Below are 19,120 nucleotides of genomic sequence, written 5' to 3' on the forward strand. Positions count from 1 at the left end.
GAGGGATTAATATGACAGAGGCTGAGAGAAAACCAGCAAAAGTTGTTCTCAGAGAAGTTGTTGATATGGTATATCAAAACGCTTGGGAAGCAAAAAAAAGAGGGGAACCAGTGGGGTGGTCTTCCTCTAAGTTCCCAGCAGAAATTGCAGAAACTTTGGGTCTAGCTGTATGTTATCCTGAGAATCAAGCTGCAGCTATATCTGCAAAGCATGGAGGACAAAGGATGTGTGAGGAAGCGGAGGCCATGGGTTATGCCAATGACATCTGTGGCTATGCAAGAATTAGCCTTGCTTATGCTGCTGGTGCAGAATGTGAAGAAAAGCCGATGCCACAGCCAGACTTTTTACTCTGCTGCAACAACATCTGCAACTGTATGACTAAGTGGTATGAGAACATAGCTAGGATGCATAATATTCCATTAATCATGATTGATGTTCCTTATAACAATACCGTTGAGGTTAGTGATGATGCTGTTGCCTATATAAGAGGCCAGTTTGAGGATGCTATTAAAAAGCTTGAAAAGATAAGTGGGAGAAAATGGGATGAAAAGAGGTTTGAGGAGGTTTGTGCCAATGCTAACCGCACTGCAAAAGCATGGTTAAAGGCCTGTTCCTACTGTCAGTATACTCCTTCTCCTTTAAGTGGCTTTGATCTATTCAACCATATGGCTGATGTGGTTACTGCTCGCTGTAAACCAGAAGCTGCTGCAGCCTTTGAACAGCTAGCAGAAGAGTATGAGGAGAATGTAAGAACGGGAAAATCAACCTGGAAGTATGAAGAAAATCATAGAATTATGTTTGAAGGCATACCTTGCTGGCCAGTTTTAAAAACTCTATTTACACCATTAAAGGAAAAAGGAATCAATACCACAGCAGTAGTATATGCTCCAGCCTTTGGTTTTGTATATAACAATATGGACGAGCTCTGTAAGGCTTACTGTAAAGCTCCAAATTCAGTATGTATTGAAACGGGAGTGGAATGGCGTGAAACTATCTGTAGAGAGAACAATGTAGATGGAATTCTTGTACATTATAACCGCAGCTGCAAGCCATGGAGTGGATATATGCCTGAAATGGAAAGGAGATTCCGCAAGGATTTAGGGGTAGCTGTTGTAGGCTTTGATGGTGATCAAGCAGATCCTAGGAACTTTTCAGAGGCTCAATACCAGACCCGTGTTCAAGGACTTTATGAGGTTATGGAAGAGAATGCTAAGAAAAAGGGAAGTGAGTTAAGTGTATAGTATAAATAATCTTTTAGATATATTTACAGATGTAGCAAATAATCCAAAGAAGCAACTAAATAAGTATCTTTCAGAGAATAAAAAAGCTATTGGCTGCTTCCCATATTATGTTCCAGAGGAATTGGTGCAAGCAACAGGTATGGTTCCTTTTGGAATTTGGGGATGTAGAGGTACAATTAATGCCGCAAAGGAGTACTTTGCTTCTTTCTATTGCACTATAGCACAGATGAGCTTAGAGATGGGGCTTAAGGGAACCTTAGATGGATTATCGGGTGTTATTGCTACATCATTATGCGATACCTTGAGACCCTTTACACAGAATTTTAGGGTTGCGGTACCACAATTGCCATTCATGTTCCTAGCTCATCCACAAAATAGAAGAGAGGAATATGGGATAAAGTATACTATTTCTCAATATACAAATATCAAAGCTAAGCTTGAGGAGATTTCAGGAGTAGAAATTACTGATGAAAGGCTAAAGGAAGCAATAGATATTTATAATAAAAGCCGTAGTGAAAGAAGAAGATTCGTTAAATTAGCAGGAAAACATCCCGAAGCTATTACTGCAGTGCAAAGAAGTGCAGTTTTAAAGAGTGCTCATTTTATGCTTAAGGAAGAGCATACTATCCTTTTAAAGGAACTCAATGACCAGCTAGAAAGCTTCCCTGTGTCTAACTGGAAGGGAGTAAAGGTTGTTACTTCTGGAATTGTTGCAGATAATCCAAGACTTTTAGAAATCTTCCAGGAGCATAATATAGCTATAGCTGCTGATGATGTAGCCCATGAGTCTAGAGGCTTCCGCATAGATGTTCCTTATGATGAAGATCCTATGAGAGCTTTAGCACTTCATTTTGCAAATCAAGATATGGATGTTCTGTTATATGACCCAGAGATTAATAAGCGTCCTTCACATATTGTAAACATGGTAAAAGAAAGTAATGCAGAGGGTGTTATTATATTAATGATGCAATTCTGCGATCCAGAGGAAATTGAATTCCCATCTCTTAAGAAAGGCTTAGAAGAGGCTAATATTCCTTACATAATGATAGGAGTAGATCAGCAGATGACTGATTTTGGACAAGCTAGAACATCATTACAAGCCTTCGCTGATTTATTGGCAATGAGAAGCTAGTAGAGATTAATAGGATATATAGGTATACTTCATGATACGGATCAGCACTGAAATATACCTATTATATCCAAAATATTTATTTCACCTTTTATAAGGGTGGAGGTGGTAGGTGGTGGGATTAACACCAGGATTTTTAATAGGCTTAACTGTAACCTTATTTATCTTTTTAATTGTTGGAGTAAACACAGGAAGAAAGGTAAAGAATGCAGCGGACTTTTATGCTGGAGGAAGTGGGGCTAGTTTTATACTTGTAGCAGGTGGAATAATTGGAACCTTGGTAGGAGGAAATTCTACAGTGGGAACAGCTCAGTTAGCATTTGCCAATGGATTATCCGCTTGGTGGTATACCCTTGGAGCATCCTTAGGCTGCTTGATTCTGGGCTTAGTATTTACAAAACCTCTGCGCCAAAGCCAATGCATAACTATACAGGAAATCATATCTACTGAGTTTGGAGAGACTGCAGGAATAATTTCATCAGTGCTTACAATAATAGGCATAATAATTAACACTGTTGCACAAATACTAGCATCCAATGCATTGATATCAGCGGTCTTAGGTATTAGAGGTATAGTCTGTACAGTTATTACTATAATAATTATGACCTGTTATGTAATATTTGGAGGGGCAAAAGGTGCAAGTCTATTAGGGGTAATAAAATTAGTATTAATTTACTTTTCAGTGGTTATTGGCGGATTACTGGCATTGAAGCTGGGAGGAGGAGCTGATAATTTCTATTCCGCCTTAGAGCCATCTCAATTTTTTAATTTGTTCTCTAGAGGGATTATGAAGGATTCTTCATCAGGACTTTCTGTGATGCTGGGGGTTCTTTCCTCTCAAACTTATGTACAAGCTGTTCTTTCTGGTAGGACCTGTGAGGAGGCTAGAAAAGGCGCTTTCTTCAGTGCTGCTATTATACCACCAATAGGAATCTTAAGTATTTTTATTGGAATGTACATGAGAATAAACTTTCCAGCCATGGATCCAGGTGCTGCTTTTCCTGCTTTTATAATAAATAACCTTCCGGCAGTTGTTTCGGGTATTATAATTGCTGCTTTATTTATAACTATAGTAGGAAGTGGTGCTGGCATGGCAATAAACTTTAGCAGTATAGCTGTAAACGATATATACATCAGATTTATTGGAAAAAACATTAAAGATAAGAAGATTATTAATGTAACACGAGGTTGTATGCTTCTTTCTTTAATAGTTCCAGGTTTATTAACAGGGGGCAACCTTAAGAGTAAAATATTGACCTGGGGGTTTTTGTCCATGGGACTTAGGGCTGTAGTGCTTTTTATACCTTTATGTGCTGCCCTCTTTTATAAAGGAAAGGTGGATAAGAAATATGCTATAGCTTCAGGTATATTGGGGGTAATTTCTATGATTATATCTGAGGTGATTAAGTTCCCTTTAGATTCATTGATAGTGGGAATGGTTACGTCTTTAATTGTCATATTATCAGGGATACATATAGCAAAAGAAAAGACTAATGTAAAAAATATTTAACATAAAATATAAATTATGAATATTTATTCATAAAAATGTTAGAAAATGTTGCAATCTTGTGAAAAGTATCTTATAATCATAATAGATAATCCACTATACGAAATAAAAATCACAATATGGAATTTTGAGATGACCTCCTTTTCAATGAAGCATGACAAAATACAAGGATAAGTATAAGTGATAAATAGGTGAGATGGCCATGAACCTATTTACATAAATCAACTAACCAAGCTAAATCATTCGAATTATTATTAAATAAGGAGTGTGTAATATGAACATTAGTTTTGATTTGTTAGCAACTACTGGTATAGGCTGTGTAATCGTATTCTTTGGTAAAGCAATAGTAAAGAGAGTAAAGCCCTTAAAGGATTGGGGTATCCCTGCTCCAGTTGTTGGTGGATTAATTGTCGCCATAATATTATGTATATTAAAGTTAAATGATGTGCTTCATGTAACCTGGAATAGTACACTTAGCAGCTTTTTCATGAACATCTTCTTTACTTGTGTTGGTTTTGGTTTTAGTAAAAATTTATTTATTAAAGGTAAAAAATTTGCCGTTGGTATCACATTATCTGTAGTACTCTTAGTATTAATACAAGGTTTTGTAGGTATGGGACTAGCTGATCTTTTAGGTATTCATCCATTACTGGGAATTCAGATAGGTACTGGTGCTCTTGCTGGAGGAGTTGGAACCACATCAGCCTTTGGTCCAGTATATGAAACCATGGGAGCTTTAGGTGCAACAGAAATTGGTGTTGCTTCAGCCACTTTAGGAATGATATTAGGAAGTATTATTGGAGGACCACTTGCTGTTCTTCTAATAAAGAGACATAACCTTAAGCCAGATCCTGCAGATGAGCAGCTTAAGAAGGATTTAGATGAGGCGGCAGTACCTTTAAATACCGATAGCCTGCTGAAAACAATATGTATGATGATTTTTATAGGTGCCTGTGGTATTCCTATATATATGCTTCTCAGTAAAATACCAATGATTGAAATGCCATATTTCATAGGATGCTTATTTGCAGGTGCTATAGCAAGAAATATTTTAGAGCCCCTTCATGTAAACTTTAATCAGCCTGAAATTGAGACTGTTGAGCATATATCCTTAGATATATTCCTTGCAATCACCGTTATGACAATGGACTTAACAAAGATTGCAGGAGCAGCGACTGCAATGCTTATCATCCTAGCAGTTGTAACTATTTGTACAGTTCTATTCGCTTACTTTATTGCATTTAGGATGTACCACAGTGATTACAATGGTGCATGTATGGTTGCAGGCTTTATCGGAATGGGAATGGGTTCTGGATCCAATGCTGTGGCTGATGAAAGAGCCGTTATGGACCAATATGGCTATGCTCACCTTGCCTGGGTATTATATCCTGCCTTCTCGGTACTTGTGGTAGATATAGCAAATCCACTGTTTATGTCGTTAATGCCAGGTATACTTGGTTTTTAAGGTTAAACAGTAACATAGAATACTTCAAATATAATTGAAATAGGATTAATTATAAAAATCTTGTAGGATAATCAGGTGAAAATAAAGATTTAGTATATTTAAGGAATTAGATTATCTGAAATAAATGTAAACATCTACAGAAGCTTAATTTCTGTAGATGTTTTGCATAGAAGTAAAAATAAAGTTATAGATATTATTACAGGAATAAGGTGGGAAGGAATTTTGGTTTATGCAATGTACTTTAGTGCTACGGGCACTACAAAAAAGGTAGTAGAATTAATAGCTGAGGTCTTAGGAGAAGGTCTAAACTGTACTTCTGAAACCATAGATTTTACACTACCCATAGTAAGAGAGCAGAAAAGAAGCCTAGAAAAGGATGATATAGTGGTCTTTGGTACACCAGTTTATGCTGGAAGAGTACCCAATGTATTACTTAAATATATAAAAGGTATTGAAGGCAATGGAGCAAAGGCTATACCTATTGTTTTGTATGGAAACAGAAATTATGATGATGCCTTAATTGAGCTTAGAAATCTGCTAGAGGAGGATGGATTCCGAACAATAGCTGCTGGAGCCTTTGTTGGAGAGCATTCTTTTTCCTATACATTAGCTCAGGGAAGGCCTGATGAGCAAGATTTAAAGATTGCTAAAGACTTTGGAAAAAGTATAGTAAATATGCTAAAGGATAATTCTGAGCATTCTCCAGTATCGGTTAATGGTCAGACACCAATAAGAGGCTATTATCAGCCGAGAGACAGAAAGGGGAATTCTATTGATATTAGAAAGGTTAAACCAAAGACAACGGATAGCTGCATTTCCTGTAAGCTCTGTGCCGAGGTATGTCCCATGGGAGCTATAAGCTTTGAGGATGTAAGAGTCTATCAAAATATATGTATAAAATGTGGTGCTTGTATTAAAAAGTGTCCAACTCAAGCTAAGTATTTTGATGATCCAGGCTTCCTGTATCATAAAGAAGAGCTGGAAGTGGGTCTTGGAAATAAAAGAGCTGTAGTGGAGACCTTCCTTTAATATAAGGAAGTATAATATTGAAGAATGAAAGAAAATATCGCTGCACCTTATAAGTTTCATATCTTTATCTTTATTGGTTATATGGTTCTTGGACTGCTATTAGACAGTCCTAAAGAAATATATATCGGACTGAATAAGATAATAGAGGATTCAGCTATTTTAATCACAGACTACGTAGCTATAGCAGGGGTTGCGCCTACTCTTGTAAATGCTGGATTGCTATCTCTAATGATAACCTTATTTTATACTATTCTTGATATTAAACCTAATGGTGCAATACTAACATCTCTATGGCTTGTCTTTGGTTTTTCCTTCTTTGGAAAGAATATCTTTAACGTCTGGTCAATTATTTTTGGAGTATATCTATTCTCTAGGTATAAAAAAGAGCCCTTCAATAATTATATTCTAATAGCGGTTTTGGGAACTACTCTGGCTCCTACTGTAAGTCAGATAGTATTTCGAGGAATTCTTCCTCCGGTATTGTCCTTAGTAGTAGGCAATGGATTTGGGATAATCATAGGTTTCATACTGCCACCAATAGCAGTGAGCACCGTAGGAGTACACTATGGTTATAATTTATATAATATGGGGTTTGCTGGTGGACTTTTAGGGATGATACTTATGTCAGTTTATAAGATATTTAATGTAGACATAGAAACAAGATTTTTCTGGAGCACTGGTAACAACGTTTTTTTTGCCCTGCTTCTATATACTACCTTCATAATTATAATAATCTATGGCTATTATAATAATGGTAAGAATTTTCGAAGCCTAAAAAAAATTATTAGTCATTCTGGAAGGCTGAACAGCGATTATTATAGCCTTTATCTAGAGGCTTCCTTTATAAATGTTGGGTTCCTTGGGATTCTAGGAGTGTCTTCAGTTCTTATATTGGGAGGAGACTTAAATGGACCAACAATCAGTGGTATTTTCACCTTAGCAGGTTTTGGTACCTTTGGAAAGCATATTAAAAATGTAATACCAGTGATGATAGGTGCAGCATTAACCTCACATCTATGTATCTGGGAGCTGAAATCTCCTAGTATGATACTTTCTATTTTATTCAGTACTGGCCTAGCTCCAATTGCTGGAGAATTTTCATGGCTATTTGGAATTCTTGCAGGCTTTATTCATGGAGCGGTGGTAATGAACATAGGTTCAGTAAATTGTGGTATGAATCTATATAACAATGGTTTTTCCGCTGGCTTTGTAGCCATGGTTTTGGTTCCCATAATAAGGTCTCTCAATACAAAAAGAGAAAACAATTAATAAAAATAAATTTACTTTAAAAAAGTAACAATATTATCCTAAGGTAGCTTATAAAATGTACAATAAAAGAATAGTTAAATATAAAAAATAAACCACTAAAAATTTACAGTTAGTGGTTTGTTTTTTATTATTATTTTTTAAGAAGAGTTTCAATATATGCTATACATTCATCCACCTCAGCTTCAATAGTAGCCCAAGAGGTTACAAAGCGAATAGAACAATGATCTTCATCTACTTTCTGCCAGAACTCACAGCCATATCTTTTCATGAGTATTTCTGCTATTTCATTGCTAACGATTGGAAACAGCTGATTAGTTGGTGAATCTGTTAGCATTGGAGTGCCAAGGCCTTTAAAGGCAGCTTTAAGCTTATCAGCCATTGTATTAGCGTGAGCTGCTAGCTTGAAATAAAGCTGATCCTTGAATAATTCTTCAAATTGTATACCAAGAACATAGCCCTTTGCCATAAGAGCACCTCTCTGCTTCATGGCATATCTAAAGTCCTTTTTAAGGTCAGGGTTACAGATTACCAGGGCTTCTCCTAAAAGTGCACCATTTTTAGTGCCGCCTATGTAGAATATATCTGATAAGGCTGCTATATCCTTTAAGGTTAAATCATTATCTTTAGAGGTAAGCGCAGAGCCAAGTCTTGCTCCATCTATAAATAAATATAACCCATATTGGGAGCAGCAGTTATGGATTGCCCTCAGCTCTTCTTTATTATAAATTGTCCCCATTTCAGTAGAATTAGAAATGTACACCATTGCTGGCTGTACTAAATGTTCGCCTACGTATTCCTCCATAATTGAGATTATATCCTTTGGAGTAAGCTTTCCTTCTTTACCTGGTCTAGTCAATATTTTATGACCAGTAGCCTCCACAGCTCCTGTTTCATGAGTATTTATATGTCCTGTTTCTACTGCAATAACTCCTTGATAAGGCTTCAAAAAGGTAGATACCCCCACTAGATTTGTTTGGGTGCCTCCTGCTAGAAAGTGAATATCAATATTCTCTAAGCCTATTTCTTTTTTTATAAGCTCAGCTGCCCTTTTGCAGTGGTTATCCTCCCCGTAACCGATGTTTTGCTCTTTGCTTGCAGCCATAAGAGAATTTATAATATTTGGATGAGCTGCTTCGCTATAATCATTTCTAAATAACGCCATAAGTGCCTCCATTAAATATATTTTTAATTATAAATAATTATAGTATATTTTATCTTATATGAATAGAAAATCTATTATATTGAAAAGTGTTATATATCTAGATAAATGGCAGGAAAAAAGGTATATTAAATATACTAAATATGTGTATTTATGAAAGCTTCATCATAATTTTAGAAGCTATATATGATTTATTGGAGTGATTTCAGTGATAAAAAAGACTTTTGGAATATTTGCCCACGTGGACTCTGGTAAGACCTCATTTTCTGAGCAGCTTTTATATCATACAGGTGCCACAAGAAGCTTAGGGAGAGTTGACTATAAAAATACTGTAATGGATGCTAATGCTTTAGAAAAGCAGAGAGGTATTACAATATTTGCAGATCAAGCTCATTTTTTATATGAGGATACAACTTATTATTTAATTGATACACCAGGACATATAGATTTCTCAGCAGAGGCGGAAAGGACTGTTGGTTCATTAGATTATGCGGTTCTTTTAGTTAATGGAAAGGAAGGGGTACAGGCGCATACAGCTTCTCTCTTCAAGTTATTAACTAGATATAGCATTCCTTCATTTATATTTATAAACAAAATTGATATGGAGGGATTCTCCATTAGTAATACCATAAAGGATATTAAGAGGAAGCTTTCCCAAGATATTATATTTATCCATACCAGCCCAATGGATGATGATTTTATAAAACAGGATGCTATCGGTGAGTTTTTAGCCGATAGGGATGAGGAGCTCATGGAGTTATTCCTTCAGGATAGATTGAATAATGAACTGTTAAAGTCTAAGCTTATAAAAGCAATCAAGGAAAGAGGCTGCTTTCCAGTTATGGCAGGATCAGCACTAAAGGATATAGGAATTATGGAATTTTTAAAGGTTTTTCATGAGCTTACAGAAACTAAATATCATGAAAAAACTCAGGAGCCCTTTACTGGTAGAGTTTATAAGATAAGACATGACAGTAAAGGCAATAGGATAACTTTTATTAAGGCTTTAAAAGGCACGATTAAGCCCAAGGATGAATTTTATTTTGGAGAGGAAAGTGGATCTGAAAAAATTAATGAAATAAGGCTTTATATGGGAGAAAAATTTGAAAGTATTTCTGAAGCCTCAGCAGGGGATATCTTTGCTGTAACTGGGCTTAAAGCTTCTGCATCAGGAGATTTGTTAGGTGGAGAGAATAATAGGATACAATATTATTTTGATACGGCTCTAGAGTCAAAGGTTTCCTTCTCTAAGGCTATTGATAGAAATTATGTTTTTCAATCATTAAAAGTATTGGAGGCGGAAGAGCCTACTCTTTCTGTTAAGTATGAAAAAGAAGTGGATTCTATTACAATTCATGTCATGGGTCAAATTCAGCTGGAAATACTTAAAGATATTATAAAAGAAAGATTTCACCTGGATGTAGAATTTGAAAAGCCAGAGGTATTATACAGAGAAACTATAGAAAAGTCTGTCATGGGATACGGGCATTATGAGCCACTTCGCCATTATGCAGAGGTGAATCTGCGCCTAGAGCCTCTAGAAAGAGGAAGAGGGATTTTATTTGCCAGCGAATGTCATGTGGATAAGCTTCCTTTAAACTTTCAAAATCTCATAGAAAAGCATGTATATGAAAGGGCTCATAAAGGAATATTAACAGGTTTTCCAATTACAGACATAAAAATAGTCCTTGTTAATGGAAGAGCTCATCTAAAGCATACAGAGGGAGGAGACTTTAGAGAGGCTACATATAGAGCTATTAGGCAGGGACTAGAGAAAGCAGAAAATCTATTATTAGAACCCTATTATAGCTTTCATATTTATGCTACTACAGATTTTATGGGAAGAATCATATCAGATATACAAAGACTATCTGGAACCTTTGAAATAGAGGATAATTCTAATGAAATTATACATATTCAAGGGAGAGGACCTGTAGCTACCTTTATGGAGTATTCCTCGGAGCTTTTGGTTATAACAAAAGGAACAGGATCAATAAGCCTTATATTTGATGGCTATGATATCTGTCATAATAGAGAGGCAGTGATAGAAAGAATCTCTTATGATAAAGGAGCAGATAAAGAAAATACCTCTGCCTCGGTATTTTGCTCTAAGGGAGCAGGCTTCTTAGTAACCTGGGAGGAAGCAGAGAAATATATGCATTGTATTGACAAATAGTTTTAAAATTATAATTCATGCCAAATAATCAATTTATTCCTTGTGAGAGAGAATAATTGTTCCATTAGGGGTAAATCATAGTTATTAGATACCTTAGGCTGTAAATAGGTAGCTAGACTTAGCTATGAAAGGAGTAAAGCTAATGAAGGATAAAATGCATAGATGGATTATTTTGGCTGCTTGTTTTTTAATAATGGCCGTGGCTTTTAGTATAGTTAACTCAGTACATTCTCTTTTTATTGATACTGTTACTAAGGAGAGGGGATTTTCTTTATCTTCCTTCTCTCTTATTTTTACTATAGCAGGAATAACTACAGGCATAGTGTCTCCATTTATTGGGAGGTTAATTCGAAAAACCAATATAAAGCTGGTTATGGCTTTGGGATCAATAATTGGTGGCCTTGGATTTGCAGCTTATGGTTTGATAAGTGCTCTCCCAGGGTTCTATATATTAGCTGTGCTGATATCTATAGGGATCACAGCATTAACAACCATACCAATTTCTACTTTAATTAATTACTGGTTTAAAGAACAACGAGGAATGGCATTGGGTATAGCTTTCGCAGGTATAGGTACTGGAAGTTTTTTTTGGATGCAGATAGCAAGCTATCTTATTGAAAAGGCTGGTTATAGATGGGCTTATATAATTCTAGGAGCAGCAATAGTAGTTATAACCTTACCTTTGATTTTGATATTTATTAAGCTTCCAAAGGAAAAAATCCAGGAGAAGGTAGTAAATAGTGAAGATGGTGAGGTAAAAGCTAGTTCATTTATGAGTTTATCTTTTATCGCATTTTCCGCAGGATTATTATTGCTAGGTATTGCTGTGGCAGGAACCAAGGTACATGCACAGCCATATTTAAATAGTGTAGGCTATAGTATTCAGAAAAGCGCTAATATAGGTTCTCTTCAAGCCATCTTCGCACTAGTGGGAAACGCATTAGGGGGGATTGTCTTTGATAAGCTATCCTTAAGAAAATCTATTACTATATTTACTCTGTTGTCTTTAATAAGCTATGTCTCATTATTATTAATTAGGATACCTTATGTTTCGGTATTATACGCCCTGAGCTTTGGATTATTTATGTGTATGCCATCAGTGCTTCCATCATACGGAGCAAGTGCCTTATTTAAAGGAGAGAATTATTCTGAGAAGATAGGTGTGGTAAATATGGTTTTCACACTAGGATCTGCTTTCGGCTCCTTTTTGTCTGGCTTCATTGCTGATATTCGTGGGTACGGCTTCGCATGGTTTATATATATCATTATATCTCTAAGCTATCTAGTTTTATTTTTTATTACCTTCCGCAAAAAAGTCGATATATAATATTAATCTGTGTCATTATTTTCTCCAATGAATATTATATCAGTAGAGATGATTATCTATATATGCATAGGAGGAGAAAGTAATGAGCACAGGGTGTAGAAGTACTATAGGTCCTTTTAATCATGATCCAGACAGATATACTTTAGTGGATTTTGACTTATCAATCGATGGTTTATGTCCTAATTCTAGATATGCCATAGTGGCTGAGCTATTAGCTAATGGAGATAGAGCAGCTCTGGTGGATAGTATTTTTGATGTTCCTAATAGAAGATGTAGCGGTGGTTGTACAGAAGTAACATTATCCTTTAACAATGTAATAGCAGATTTAGGTGATATTAATAGCTGTACCGATGATATAACTTGGGAGTTAAATATAATCCATGAAAATTATATATCTAGAGGAGCAACCGAATAATCAGTTCTATATTAATTGAAATCAGATATCTTCTACTGATGATAACCCCCGGCATCAAATGTCGGGGGTTAATAGCGTTTAAGAGTTAAAAGTTATATTAAATATATTTTGCTAAAAAATACAGAACTATTAAATGAACGGGATAAAAGCTATAGAAAGCATATTTATTTAGATTTTTACCTTTACCACCGTTATACATAAATATTGGTATAATCGAGATAATAGCAAAAATTTGGATAGAGTTTATGATGGTATATATATTCAAAGATAGCATAAGAATGCCCAGTATATAAATAGGCAGCCTGAAGTTTGTAATATTTCTTGATATATAAAATATATAAATTAAAAGAACACCTTGAGCACCATAATCGGTTTTCATAAGAGAAGCTATATACATTCCTAGAAATAGAAAGAGACATGATAGATATTTTTTGTTGTATCTTACAAGTAGTTTATGGAAAGCGATTACTATTAAACCTAAAAATAAGGTGAAAAAAACATTTTGATGATAAGGGGAACTATAGCTTCCATAGAAAGCTAAGTTAAAAGGAAGCTCTGAAATTAATGCAAAAATTCCAAGACGTAAGGCATATTGTTTAATGTTTTTTGTGTGATATGCTCCTTCGGCTATCAAGAAGCAAAATATGGGGAAAGAAGTCCTCCCAATTAATCTTAAGATTAGATAATAACTATTATTTGGGGCTAGGAGCACTGCTGCTCCATGATCCAAGGCCATGGTTACAATAGCTATACACTTTAGGGTAAAGGTAGATAAACCATTATTTGTGGATTTTTCTTGTATCATAATATATCCTCTTATCGTTCATATTAATTTTTAAAATATTGGTACAAGTATATCATAAAAAAGTTATAATATAAATTGTAGTTTCCTAGAAAAGCTTTTTTAGTGTTTCTACTTAACATAGATTTGTAAGTAATTAATCATAACAAGAAAATGGGGATATTATGAAAAAATATATAGGGGATAGAAAGTTTTATAAGATGGTACTAGCAATAGCGGTGCCTATAATAATTCAAAATGGTATTACTAATTTTGTAAGTCTTCTTGATAACATAATGGTAGGTAGAATTGGAACTGAAGAAATGTCGGGAGTTGCCATAGTAAACCAGCTTATATTTGTTTTTAATGTAAGTATCTTTGGAGCAATTTCAGGAGCGAGTATTTTTGGAGCTCAATTTTTTGGCAATAAGAATTACAAGGGAATGCGAGATTCCTATAGATTTAAATTTATATCAGTACTATTGGTAACTTTCATATCAGCTTTTATATTTGTTATTTTTGGTAGAAATCTTATTTCTCTTTATCTTCATAAAGGAAGCACTACAGGGGATATTGCCAAAACCTTATTATTCGGTGAAAAATATCTTCGGGTAATGCTTTGGGGACTACTTCCCTTTGCTATAAATCAAGCATATACCAGCAGTCTTAGGGAAATGGGACAAACCCTTTTGCCCATGGCTTCTGGCCTTGTGGCAGTTCTGGTGAATTTGGCATTTAATTATGTTTTGATATTTGGTAAGCTAGGTTTTCCTGTCCTAGGAGTTGAAGGAGCAGCTATAGCTACTGTAATTTCAAGATATGTTGAACTATCTATAACTGTTTTGTGGACACATATTAATAGTAGAGACATTCCTTTTATCAGAGGGGCTTATAAGACCTTTAGAATATCAAAAGAGCTAACAGGTAAAATACTTTTAAAGGGACTGCCCTTAATGGCTAATGAGTTTTTTTGGTCCGGAGGAATGGCTACCCTTACACAGTGCTATTCTGTTAGAGGACTGGCAGTTATAGGAGGTCTGAATATTGCCTCTACTATTTCAAATGTGTTTAATGTGGTTTTTATAGCTTTGGGAGGTAGTATATCTGTAATAGTGGGACAGCTGCTGGGTGCAGGAAAAATGGAGGAAGCTAGGGATACCGATAGGAAGTTGATTTTCTTTTCTGTTTCCATGTGTGTAATAATTGGACTTATAATGGCTTCGCTTTCCTCAATATTTCCTTCAATTTATAATACAACCAGGGAAGTAAAGGAATTAGCTAGCAGCTTTATATTAATAGTCTCTTTATGTATGCCTCTTCATGCATTTATGCATGCCACTTACTTTACCCTTCGATCTGGCGGAAAAACATTAATAACTTTTTTATTTGATAGTGGTTATGTTTGGCTTTTTAATATTCCTTTAGCCTTTATTTTAACGAGATATACGAGTCTCAATATTTTAGTTATATATTTATCCTGTCAGCTGATTGAAATAATAAAATGTATAATAGGCTATGTTTTAGTGAAAAAAGGGGTATGGCTTCAAAATATAGTAGAGTAATGAAACCTCATGGAAGTATTATATAAAGTGAGGCGAAGAGGGGAGGGAATTTTTGTGAATAAAAAAATCACTCTGGGTATTAAGCTTTTGATAGCAGGAGGATTTATTGCATCAATAGTATCATTTTTTATGATATTTATAGATCTAAATCCTATTAATATTGAAAGAGCTTTAAGTGGTGTTGATATTATTAAGCTTCCTGAAGCGATGAAGGAGCATTCTAGTACATTAAATATTATAAGCTTATTTGCACCAGGGCTAATAGCTTCTGCAGAGGATGCCTTGTTAATCATAAGCAGGTGCCTCATAGCTATAAACATAATAAGCTTTTTAGGAGCCTTTCTCACGTTAGTTCTAAGAACAAGAAAAGGATTTGTAGCGGCTATCAGTTCAGTAACAATAAACATAGCTATCCTTGTCTTTATTTATTCGAGAGCTAGTGGTGAGGTGAATAATATAAAGGAAACTATTGGCGATGCTCTAGATAAGTTTATGAGTTTAATAGGAGGTAACCTTTCCTTTACTGGCAACGTAGAGGCAGGTGAGATGTTAGGCTCAGGAGTGAAATTGTGGTTAGCAGTACAAGGACTGGTATTTTTATTATCGATAATTGGACTTATTTTCAAATCGAGGCAAGAGGCTAAAAAGACCGCTTAAAGCGGTCTTTTTGCATTATTTAGCCTTTAAAGCAGCCATAGTTATAAAGTTATAGGGCTTATTAAAGTGAGGAAGGAAGAAAATGTCCAATAGCTTTAGCTTATCTATAGTCACCTTTTCCTGAATTGCAAGTGAGAACATGTGAATACCTAAAGAAATATCCGCTTTAGATACCATTTGAGCACCGAGGATTACTCTTGTGGTATTATCATAAACTATTCTAAGCTTTACCTTCTCGTTATTATTTATCATGAATTCTGGCTTTATAAGATCCTCATATTCTGTAAAGGTCGCATCATAGCCCTGCTTTTTTGCTCTTTCGTAGGTAAGTCCTGTAGAGGTCATATTTAAACCGAAGATGCTTATCCCGTTAGAGCCCTGAACCCCAATTGACTGAGTTTTATCACCTGCAGCATTTGATGCTGCAACGATGGCTGAACGGACTGCATTAGTGGCTAAAGCAATATAGCTTAGTCCCTGAAGGGAGTTATCATAAACCGTTGAACAATCTCCTATGGCATATACATCCTTAATATTGGTCTCCTGATGGTCATCCACAATATAGGCACCATTTTTAAATAGTTTTATTCTTTCCCTGCCTAATTCATTATTAGGCTTAAAACCGATGGCCATAATAACCATATCAGCATCATAGCTTCCCTTATCAGTAATTACTCTTTTAACTTTGTCTGTACCCTGGAATTCCATAACCTTTTCGCCATAGGCAAGCTTAATACCATGGTCCGAAAGATTTTTATCCATGAGAGCTGTGAATTCTTTATCGTAATAATTAGATAGGCTGGTTTCCATTAAGTCCACTAGTGTTACCTGTTTTTCACTTCTTATAAAGGCTTCGGCTAGTTCAACACCAATATAGCCAGCCCCCACAATAACTATATTCTTTATATCTTTGTTATTAAGCTTTTCAATTACCTCTTCCGCATTCTGGAATAGCTTAACTAGCTGAACATTTTTTAAATCTATTCCCTTTATATCTGGGACTATTGGCTGTGAGCCTGTGGCAAGTATAAGCTTGTCGTAGCTCTCTTCAATTGAAGATCCTTTATTATCCGTGGCATAAACTATCTTATTATCAAAATCCACTTTAGTAACCTTGGTCTCGATGTATATGGTAGCACCTTTTTTCTCTAGATCTTCCTTTGAAGAGTAAAACAGAACTTCTGGCCCACTTATCTGATTACCTATCCAAAGAGCCATACCACAGCCTAAAAAACTAATATTAGAATTACCATCGATACCTATTACTTCGTGACCTTCATAATTATTGAGTATGGTATTAATTGCTGAGGTACCAGCATGATTGACACCAACAACTATAATTTTACTCATAAGCTATCTCCTTTGGCTAATTAGTTGTTTTACTTAAAACAACTTTATTTTTGATAATTATATTAAATCATAAATGAGCTGCTATATAAGGATTGTGAACTAATATTGATAATAATTTCACCGATATTTTATTTTTTAATCACATATTATTAGATAGCAAAAATAAACTTAATTCTAATTGTAATATGGAAAATAAAGTATTGATTTGTATACATAATTACTAACAAATATTGTATAATTATTATAGAATAATAATAATGATGTCTGGAGTTGAGGATATATGAGTAAAATTTTACAGGTTAATAATCTTGTAAAAAGCTATGGTAAGGTGCAGGCTGTAAGAGGAATAAGCTTCTTTGCAGAGGAAGGAAAGCTCTTTGCATTTTTAGGACCTAATGGTGCTGGAAAAAGCACTACTATAGATATCCTTTGTACCCTTTTAAAGCCCGATGGAGGAGAGGTAATCATAGATGGAAAGACTTTAGGCTCTGGGGATGATGAGATAAGAAGAGAAATTGGAGTAGTATTTCAGGATGGTGTACTGGATAATCTTCTCACTGTAAGAGAAAATTTAGTAACTAGAGGGAGACTTTATGGTCTAAATAGTAAAGCATTAGCGAAAGCAATTAAAGGGGCAGCGGAAGCTGCAGAGGTTATGGATTTTATAGATAGACCTTACGGTAAGCTGTCCGGTGGTCAGAGGAGGAGAGCTGATATCGCCAGGGCACTGGTTAATACTCCAAAGATTTTATTCTTAGACGAGCCTACTACTGGCCTTGATCCTCAGACAAAGGTGAGCGTATGGGAAACTATAAGAAGGCTTCAAACAGACCAGGGAATGACAGTGTTTTTAACTACCCATTATATGGAAGAGGCTGCGGAGGCTGATTATATAACTATTATAGATCATGGAAAAATTGCAGCAAAAGGGACACCCTATGAGTTAAGAAATGAATACAGCTCAGACCTGATAAAAATTAAGCCAGTAGACGCTCTAAAGGTAGAAGAGCTATTAAAAAAACAGGGCATCTCATATATTCATAAATCAGGGATATTAGAAGGAAAGTTAGGTAGTTCCAAGGAAGCTATATCCATACTCTCTCAAGGGGAAGCTTTTATTGAATCCTTTGAAGTGATTCATGGAACCATGAACGATGTATTTATCAATATAACAGGAAAGGAGATAAGGGAAGATGCTTAATTTAGCTGTGAGGAATATAAAGCTATATTTCAGAGATAAGACTTCTGTGTTCTTTTCCCTTTTAGGAGTATTTGTAATAATAGGTCTCTATGTTCTGTTTTTGGGAGATCAGGTAGAACAAAGTGTTGGCGAGCTGCCAGGAGCCCGTTTTCTCATGGATAGCTGGATAATGGGTGGCGTAATTGCAGTTACTGCTATAACTACTACCATGGGAGCCTTTGGACAGATGGTGGATGATAAGGTGAAGAAGAATTATAAGGATATTTACGCCTCTCCCTTAAAGCGCTACAAAATAGCTGGGGGATATCTAATAAGCTCATATATAGTAGGAGTAATTATGAGCCTTCTTACCTTTTTATTGGCTGAATTATATATAGTTCTTAGTGGAGGAGAGCTTTTACCTTTTAATCACATTATTAAAGTTATAGGTATAATCCTAATAAGTGTACTAGCTTCTAGCGCTATGATATTTTTCATGGTAAGCCTATTTAAAACTAATAACTCCTTTGCTACTGCCAGTACTGTAGTGGGAACCTTAATGGGTTTTCTTATGGGAATTTATATTCCTATTGGCGTACTACCTAGCTCTGTACAGACCTTTATAAAGGCTTTTCCACTTTCCCATAGTGGTACCTTACTCAGACAAATATTTATGGAGGTTCCCATTTCTGTAACCTTTAAAGGGATTCCACTGGAGGAAGTTGAGAAGTTCAAATCAGAATTGGGTGTAGTTTATAAGGTGGGGGATGAGATTTTAACTCCTTCACTTCAGATAGGTTTTTTACTTATAACAGCTGTAGTATTCTATCTTTTAGCTATACTTAGTATTTCTAGAAAGAATAAATAAGGAGG

16 protein-coding genes are annotated in these 19,120 nt (G+C 35.3%); 13 read left to right on the top strand and 3 right to left on the bottom strand.

The window, feature by feature from the left end:
- Positions 1-11 precede the first annotated feature (11 nt).
- The 6 genes from ACPWSR_RS15160 to ACPWSR_RS15185 all read left to right on the top strand — a co-directional run bounded on the left by ACPWSR_RS15160 (position 12) and on the right by ACPWSR_RS15185 (position 7,640).
- Positions 12-1,241 (top strand): 2-hydroxyacyl-CoA dehydratase subunit D, encoded by a 1,230-nt coding sequence (locus ACPWSR_RS15160; protein ID WP_426349065.1) that lies wholly within the window; start codon positions 12-14, stop codon positions 1,239-1,241.
- Positions 1,234-2,373 (top strand): 2-hydroxyacyl-CoA dehydratase subunit D, encoded by a 1,140-nt coding sequence (locus ACPWSR_RS15165; RefSeq protein ID WP_426349066.1) that lies wholly within the window; start codon positions 1,234-1,236, stop codon positions 2,371-2,373. The genes ACPWSR_RS15160 and ACPWSR_RS15165 overlap by 8 nt, the downstream gene beginning before the upstream one ends.
- 109 nt (positions 2,374-2,482) lie before the next feature.
- On the top strand, positions 2,483-3,880 hold the full coding sequence (locus tag ACPWSR_RS15170) for a sodium:solute symporter family protein (RefSeq protein ID WP_426349067.1): 1,398 nt from the start codon (positions 2,483-2,485) through the stop codon (positions 3,878-3,880).
- A gap of 271 nt (positions 3,881-4,151) precedes the next feature.
- The gene (locus ACPWSR_RS15175) at positions 4,152-5,342 is read left to right on the top strand and encodes a sodium/glutamate symporter (protein WP_426349068.1); all 1,191 of its coding nucleotides are present in this window, start codon (positions 4,152-4,154) and stop codon (positions 5,340-5,342) included.
- A 222-nt stretch (positions 5,343-5,564) separates the two neighbouring features.
- Entirely contained in the window at positions 5,565-6,371 is an 807-nt protein-coding gene (locus ACPWSR_RS15180; protein ID WP_426349069.1) for an EFR1 family ferrodoxin, read from the top strand.
- A 24-nt stretch (positions 6,372-6,395) separates the two neighbouring features.
- The gene (locus ACPWSR_RS15185) at positions 6,396-7,640 is read left to right on the top strand and encodes a DUF1576 domain-containing protein (RefSeq protein WP_426349070.1); all 1,245 of its coding nucleotides are present in this window, start codon (positions 6,396-6,398) and stop codon (positions 7,638-7,640) included.
- A gap of 130 nt (positions 7,641-7,770) precedes the next feature.
- On the opposite strand, the gene ACPWSR_RS15190 is transcribed toward ACPWSR_RS15185, so the two are convergent.
- On the bottom strand, positions 7,771-8,802 hold the full coding sequence (locus ACPWSR_RS15190; RefSeq protein WP_426349071.1) for a threonine aldolase family protein: 1,032 nt from the start codon (positions 8,800-8,802) through the stop codon (positions 7,771-7,773).
- A 205-nt stretch (positions 8,803-9,007) separates the two neighbouring features.
- On the opposite strand from ACPWSR_RS15190, the gene ACPWSR_RS15195 reads away from it, so the two are divergent.
- The 3 genes from ACPWSR_RS15195 (at position 9,008) to ACPWSR_RS15205 (ending at position 12,717) form a co-directional block, all read left to right on the top strand.
- On the top strand, positions 9,008-10,975 hold the full coding sequence (locus ACPWSR_RS15195) for a GTP-binding protein (protein WP_426349072.1): 1,968 nt from the start codon (positions 9,008-9,010) through the stop codon (positions 10,973-10,975).
- 142 nt (positions 10,976-11,117) lie between these two features.
- Positions 11,118-12,302 (top strand): MFS transporter, encoded by a 1,185-nt coding sequence (locus tag ACPWSR_RS15200; RefSeq protein WP_426349073.1) that lies wholly within the window; start codon positions 11,118-11,120, stop codon positions 12,300-12,302.
- An 82-nt stretch (positions 12,303-12,384) separates the two neighbouring features.
- Positions 12,385-12,717, top strand: coding sequence for a hypothetical protein (locus ACPWSR_RS15205; protein WP_426349074.1), 333 nt, complete (start codon positions 12,385-12,387; stop codon positions 12,715-12,717).
- Between the two features lie 97 nt (positions 12,718-12,814).
- On the opposite strand, the gene ACPWSR_RS15210 is transcribed toward ACPWSR_RS15205, so the two are convergent.
- Positions 12,815-13,522 carry a TraX family protein gene (locus tag ACPWSR_RS15210; protein WP_426349075.1) on the bottom strand — a complete coding sequence of 236 codons (708 nt, stop codon included), beginning with the start codon at positions 13,520-13,522 and terminating at the stop codon, positions 12,815-12,817.
- Positions 13,523-13,683: 161 nt separating this feature from the next.
- Between ACPWSR_RS15210 and ACPWSR_RS15215 the strand changes: the two genes are divergently transcribed.
- Positions 13,684-15,060, top strand: a complete 1,377-nt coding sequence (locus ACPWSR_RS15215) for an MATE family efflux transporter (RefSeq protein ID WP_426349076.1) — start codon at positions 13,684-13,686, stop codon at positions 15,058-15,060.
- 54 nt (positions 15,061-15,114) lie between these two features.
- The gene (locus ACPWSR_RS15220; protein ID WP_426349077.1) at positions 15,115-15,717 is read left to right on the top strand and encodes a hypothetical protein; all 603 of its coding nucleotides are present in this window, start codon (positions 15,115-15,117) and stop codon (positions 15,715-15,717) included.
- 15 nt (positions 15,718-15,732) lie between these two features.
- On the opposite strand, the gene nox is transcribed toward ACPWSR_RS15220, so the two are convergent.
- Entirely contained in the window at positions 15,733-17,067 is a 1,335-nt protein-coding gene (nox, locus tag ACPWSR_RS15225) for a H2O-forming NADH oxidase (protein WP_426349078.1), read from the bottom strand.
- Between the two features lie 280 nt (positions 17,068-17,347).
- On the opposite strand from nox, the gene ACPWSR_RS15230 reads away from it, so the two are divergent.
- Both ACPWSR_RS15230 and ACPWSR_RS15235 read left to right on the top strand, forming a co-directional pair.
- Complete coding sequence (locus ACPWSR_RS15230) at positions 17,348-18,268, top strand: ATP-binding cassette domain-containing protein (RefSeq protein WP_426349079.1); 921 nt, start codon at positions 17,348-17,350, stop codon at positions 18,266-18,268.
- A complete protein-coding gene (locus tag ACPWSR_RS15235; protein ID WP_426349080.1) occupies positions 18,261-19,115 on the top strand; it encodes an ABC transporter permease in 855 nt (284 codons plus the stop codon). Before ACPWSR_RS15230 ends, ACPWSR_RS15235 begins: the two co-directional genes overlap by 8 nt.
- Positions 19,116-19,120 lie beyond the last annotated feature (5 nt).

The sequence above is a fragment of the Alloiococcus sp. CFN-8 genome (assembly GCF_049943125.1).
Lineage (GTDB): Bacteria > Bacillota > Clostridia > Clostridiales > Clostridiaceae > JAEXZL01.